2 protein-coding genes are annotated in these 1,698 nt (G+C 69.6%); both read left to right on the top strand.

What is annotated here, in order from left to right:
- On the top strand, window positions 1–145 hold a 145-nt coding region (locus tag PUR26_RS00240), incomplete at its 5' end, for an RICIN domain-containing protein (protein ID WP_329873848.1).
- 18 nt (window positions 146–163) lie between these two features.
- Window positions 164–1,698: ThuA domain-containing protein (locus PUR26_RS00235; protein ID WP_329868041.1), on the top strand; the 1,535-nt coding region annotated here is incomplete at its 3' end.

Here is a 1,698-nt window from a genome sequence, read left to right as displayed (position 1 = left end):
GTGGGCCGCGCACGCCGACGGCACGGTGCGCAACCCCCGGTCCGGCAAGTGCCTGGACGCGTCGGGCGGCACCTGGAACGACGGAACGCCGGTCCACCTCTGGACCTGCCACACCGGCGCCAACCAGAAATGGACCCTGCCGTAGCCAAGGAGGCGACCGACCATGCGAACCCATCTGAAAGCTGCCCTCGGCCTGTTCGCCGGTGCCGTGCTCTGCCTGACCCCGCAGGCAGTGGCCCAGCCCGCTGAGGCGGGCCGGTCCGTCACCACGGCCACCACCACGCGCGCGGTGGCGGACCCGGCGTACAAGGTGCTCGTCCTCTCCAAGACGGCGGGCTTCCGCCACTCGTCGATCGACGACGGCATCGCCGCCCTCCGCGACCTCGGCACGGCGAACGACTTCACCGTCGACGCGACCGAGGACGCCCAAACCTTCACCACGTCCAACCTGGCCCAGTACCGGGCGGTCGTCTTCCTGTCGACGACGGGCGACGTGCTGAACGCCGCCCAGCAGACCGCCTTCGAGCAGTACATCCAGGGCGGCGGCGGATACGTCGGCATACACGCCGCCGCCGACACCGAGTACGACTGGCCCTTCTACGAGGGGCTGGCCGGTGCCCTCTTCCACTCGCACCCCGCCGTCCAGTCCGCCTCCGTCACGGTGGAGGACCGCGCACACGACGCCGGCGCACATCTCGGCAGCACCTGGCAGCGGACCGACGAGTGGTACAACTACCGCACCAATCCACGTGCCACCGCCCATGTCCTGGCGTCGCTCGACGAGTCCAGCTACTCGGGCGGAAACATGTCCGGCGACCACCCGATCGCCTGGTGCAAGGACTACCAGGGCGGGCGGGCCTTCTACAGCGGCGGTGGCCACACCGACGAGTCCTTCGCCGAGCCGGCCTTCCGCCGGCATCTCCTCGGCGGTATCCGCTGGGCCGCCGGTATGACCAACGCCGACTGCCGCCCCGAGAGCGGCTACACCTCTCTGTTCGACGGCTCCGGTACCACCGGCTGGAAACAGGCGGGCCCCGGCGGCTTCACGCTCGCCGACGGCACCCTCACCTCCCACGGCGGACTGGGCATGTTCTGGCACTCCGCCAAGGAGATCACCGGTGACTACTCCCTCAAGCTCGACTGGAAGGCGGCCGGCGACGACAACTCCGGGGTGTTCATCGGCTTTCCCGCCTCGGACGACCCGTGGTCGGCGGTGAACAACGGCTACGAGATACAGATCGACGCCACCGACGCGACCGACCGCACCACCGGCGCCGTGTACGGCTTCAAGTCGGCGGACATCGCGGTCCGCGACGCCGCGCTGAACCCGCCGGGGGAGTGGAACACCTATGAGCTGCGCGTGACCGGCGAGCGGCTGGAGATCTTCCTGAACGGCCGCAGGATCAACGACTTCACCAACACCGACCCGGCGCGGAGTCTGCGCCAGGGCCACATCGGCATCCAGAACCACGGTGACGGTGACGACGTCTCCTTCCGTGACATCCGTGTCAAGCAGGGCGGTGGCCAGCAGCCCGGTCCCCGCTCGGGTGAGGTGAAGGGGGTCGGTGGCAGGTGTCTGGATGTCGACGGTTCCCATACGGAGGACGGCACCCGGGTGCAGATCTGGACGTGCAACGGCACCGGCGCCCAGAAGTGGACCGTCGGGCAGGAGGGCACGCTGCGGGCCCTGGGCAAGTG

The organism is Streptomyces sp. SP18CS02, assembly GCF_036322365.1.
Classification (GTDB): domain Bacteria; phylum Actinomycetota; class Actinomycetes; order Streptomycetales; family Streptomycetaceae; genus Streptomyces.
This window is presented reverse-complemented; position numbering and strand designations above follow the sequence as displayed.